The sequence below is a fragment of the Methyloceanibacter marginalis genome (assembly GCF_001723295.1).
GTDB classification, from domain to species: Bacteria; Pseudomonadota; Alphaproteobacteria; order Rhizobiales; family Methyloligellaceae; genus Methyloceanibacter; species Methyloceanibacter marginalis.
In genome coordinates this window covers 1-2,764 of sequence record NZ_LPWD01000157.1, presented here as the reverse complement: position 1 = coordinate 2,764, position 2,764 = coordinate 1, and the positions used below count along the sequence as shown (strand labels likewise).

General features: G+C 63.3%; 5 protein-coding genes and 1 pseudogene. 2 read left to right on the top strand and 4 right to left on the bottom strand.

All coding sequences use genetic code 11. From position 1 onward, the window contains the following. The 3 genes and pseudogenes from AUC71_RS06625 to sdhC form a co-directional block, all read right to left on the bottom strand. Positions 1 to 605, bottom strand: a pseudogene (locus AUC71_RS06625) (FAD-binding protein); the annotation flags it as partial. 135 nt (positions 606 to 740) lie between these two features. Next, positions 741 to 1,115, bottom strand: coding sequence for a succinate dehydrogenase, hydrophobic membrane anchor protein (gene sdhD, locus AUC71_RS06620; protein ID WP_069623638.1), 375 nt, complete (start codon positions 1,113 to 1,115; stop codon positions 741 to 743). A gap of 1 nt (position 1,116) precedes the next feature. Then, a complete protein-coding gene (gene sdhC / locus AUC71_RS06615; RefSeq protein WP_069623637.1) occupies positions 1,117 to 1,521 on the bottom strand; it encodes a succinate dehydrogenase, cytochrome b556 subunit in 405 nt (134 codons plus the stop codon). A gap of 142 nt (positions 1,522 to 1,663) precedes the next feature. On the opposite strand from sdhC, the gene AUC71_RS06610 reads away from it, so the two are divergent. Together AUC71_RS06610 and AUC71_RS06605 are read left to right on the top strand one after the other, a co-directional pair. Continuing rightward, positions 1,664 to 1,987 carry an ArsR/SmtB family transcription factor gene (locus AUC71_RS06610; protein WP_069623636.1) on the top strand — a complete coding sequence of 108 codons (324 nt, stop codon included), beginning with the start codon at positions 1,664 to 1,666 and terminating at the stop codon, positions 1,985 to 1,987. Positions 1,988 to 2,004: 17 nt separating this feature from the next. Then, positions 2,005 to 2,448 (top strand): SRPBCC family protein, encoded by a 444-nt coding sequence (locus AUC71_RS06605; RefSeq protein ID WP_069623639.1) that lies wholly within the window; start codon positions 2,005 to 2,007, stop codon positions 2,446 to 2,448. A 27-nt stretch (positions 2,449 to 2,475) separates the two neighbouring features. On the opposite strand, the gene AUC71_RS19285 is transcribed toward AUC71_RS06605, so the two are convergent. Further along, positions 2,476 to 2,631, bottom strand: a complete 156-nt coding sequence (locus tag AUC71_RS19285) for a hypothetical protein (protein ID WP_158007734.1) — start codon at positions 2,629 to 2,631, stop codon at positions 2,476 to 2,478. Positions 2,632 to 2,764 lie beyond the last annotated feature (133 nt).

Here is a 2,764-nt window from a genome sequence, read left to right as displayed (position 1 = left end):
TCGCGTGCCGTCGCCGGTGCAGATATGGGCGCTCGTGCGAGGAGAAATAGCGCGGCCATAGCCGCCGGTGGCGAGGATGGTCTGGTGCCCCCGGAAGCGGTGGAGCGAGCCGTCGGCCATATTGAGCGCGATGACGCCGCGGCAGCGGCCCTCGTCGTCCATGATCAGGTCGATGGCGAATATTCGATGAAGAACTCGGCCGACTGGCGGAGCGCCTGGCCATACATGGTGTGCAGCATGGCGTGGCCGGTGCGGTCGGCGGCCGCGCAGGTCCGCTTGGCCGGGCCCTTGCCGTAATCCATCGTCATGCCGCCGAAGGCGCGCTGGAGGATCTTGCCGTCGTCGGTGCGGGAGAAGGGCACGCCCCAATGCTCGAGCTCGTAGACCGCTTGCGGCGCGTTGCGGCAGAGATATTCGATGGCGTCCTGATCGCCGAGCCAGTCGGAGCCCTTGACGGTGTCGTACATGTGCCAGCGCCAGTCGTCGGGACCCATATTGCCGAGCGCCGCGGCGATGCCGCCTTGCGCCGCCACGGTGTGGGAGCGCGTGGGGAACACCTTGGAGATGCAGGCCGTGCGCAGACCGGCTTCGCTGGCGCCGACCACGGCGCGAAGCCCTGAGCCGCCGGCGCCGACGACGATGACGTCATAGGCGTGGTCGGTGATCTCGTAGGCGCGGCCGTTCACTTGGACGGCGTTGTGCGGCGTGGTTTGTGGCGTGGCATCTTGAGGCATTACGCGTCAGCTTCCGAGACTGATTTTAACAATGGCGAGTGTGCTGGCGATGGCGATGAGGCCGGCGAAGAATGTGGTCGCCACGAGGGCCAGAACCTTGCAGCCTTCGCCGTGAACATAGTCCTCGATGATCTCCCTGAGGCCGATGCGCATATGGATGGCGGCGGAGATGATGAGCGCGAGCATGAGCACGGCGACGATCGGATTGGCCAGATAGGCTCTCACGTCCGCATAGCTCGCGCCGATATGACTGACGATCGAGAGCACCAGAAAGATGACGAGCGGGATGTTGGCCATGGCCGTGAGCCGCTGGCGCCAGAAGGTCTCGGTGCCCTCATGGGCGGCGCCGAGGCCGCGAACGCGCTTTAAGGGTGTCGCCATGCTACGGACCTCCCATCAGCGCATAGCCCGCGACCCAGATCAGGACCGTGAGCACGACGGAGGAGATGATGGTCGCCCAAGCGAAGACCTCGATGCTGACCTTGTCGAGGCCGTGGCCCGTGTCCCAGATCAGGTGGCGGATGCCGCCCAGCATGTGGTGGATCAGCGACCAGGTGAACAGGAACAGCAGCACGCGCCCGATAAGGCTGCCGAAGAAGGCGTCCACGGTCGCGTAAGCGTCCGGCCCGATGCTGATGGCCACCAGCCACCACGTGAGGAGCGCGAAGCCGACGGCGTTGCCGAAGCCGGTGATGCGATGCGCGATCGACATCATCATCGTCAGCATCGGCCGATAGATTTGCAGATGCGGGGAGAGCGGACGCTCCGCCTCTAGCTTATTTGTCATTGGTAATTAGCAGTGTTGCCCAGACGAGCTTTCTCAATAGCCCAGTCGCCGGGCAGGGGCAATCTCGCGGCCTGCTTCCTTTGGTCCACAGGGCAGTGACGCAGCGCTTGACGATCAATAACCGTACGGTTATGAATTGGCCATGCCTGCCGCCGCCAACAAGGTGTTCACCGCCCTGGCCGACCCGACCCGGCGCGCGATTTTCGAGCGGCTGGCGCGTAACGGCGAACTGACGGTGCGGGCGCTGACCGACAAGGCCGGGGTTTCTCAGCCGGCGGTGTCCAAGCATCTCGGCGTGCTCAAGCTTGCCGGCCTGGTGCACGACCGGCACCAGGGGCGGCAGACGCACTACCGCGTCCGGCCGAAGGGCCTCGCGCCTCTGATCGACTGGATGGGTTTCTATGCGGCCTTCTGGGAAGACCGGTTGGATCGTCTCGAGGATCTGCTGAAAAGGATGGAACAATGACTGCAAGTGAAACGCGTATGCCCAACACCGTTCGGCTGCACCGCGTCTTGGCGACGAAGCCCGAGAAGGTCTATCGCGCCTTCATCGAGGCCGATGCTTTGGCGAAATGGCTGCCGCCAAACGGTTTTGTCTGCACCGTTCATCGTTTCGACGGGAAAGTCGGCGGCACGTTCAAGATGTCATTCCGCAATTTCACGACCGGAATGAGCCATTCGTTCGGCGGTGAATTTCTGGAGTTCGTCCCCGGCGAGCGCTTGCGCTACACGGACACATTCGACGACCCCAATTTGCCGGGCGAGATGCAGGTGACGGTGACGCTCAAGGACGTCTCCGTGGGCACCGAGATCGATATCGTGCAGGAAGGCATCCCCGCCGCGATACCGGTGGAAGCGTGCTACCTCGGATGGCAGGAATCGCTGCGCAATCTCGCTCGCCTGGTCGAGCCCGAGATCAATCAATAGAGGAGCGCGGGCGACCTCGACGAAGGGCTAAGCCGGGGCGGCGATCTCGAAGCAGGCTTCGATGTCGTCCGCGAATTTGGACATGATCCAGGTGTGGCCGCCGTCCACGGACTCCCAGATATGCGAGCCCACGATATAGGCCACGCCACCCATCATCCCTTCAAAAGGGCCTTCCCAAGCCATCGGCTACTCCCCACAGCGTCCGAATCGTGGGGGTTAGGATGGGTCTCAAACCTTTGACAGAAGGTTTATTTTGGCCCCAAAGCGGCTTTGGCGGCCTTTTGCGCCTACTTGGTGACCACGCCGCAGGCAATCC

Excerpts from the sequence above, each read along its gene's own strand:
- sdhD (WP_069623638.1), bottom strand. The coding sequence starts at position 1,115 with ATGGCGACACCCTTAAAGCGCGTTCGCGGCCTCGGCGCCGCCCATGAG.
- sdhC (WP_069623637.1), bottom strand. The coding sequence starts at position 1,521 with ATGACAAATAAGCTAGAGGCGGAGCGTCCGCTCTCCCCGCATCTGCAA.
- AUC71_RS06610 (WP_069623636.1), top strand. The coding sequence starts at position 1,664 with ATGCCTGCCGCCGCCAACAAGGTGTTCACCGCCCTGGCCGACCCGACC.
- AUC71_RS19285 (WP_158007734.1), bottom strand. The coding sequence starts at position 2,631 with ATGGCTTGGGAAGGCCCTTTTGAAGGGATGATGGGTGGCGTGGCCTAT.
- AUC71_RS06605 (WP_069623639.1), top strand. The coding sequence starts at position 2,005 with ATGCCCAACACCGTTCGGCTGCACCGCGTCTTGGCGACGAAGCCCGAG.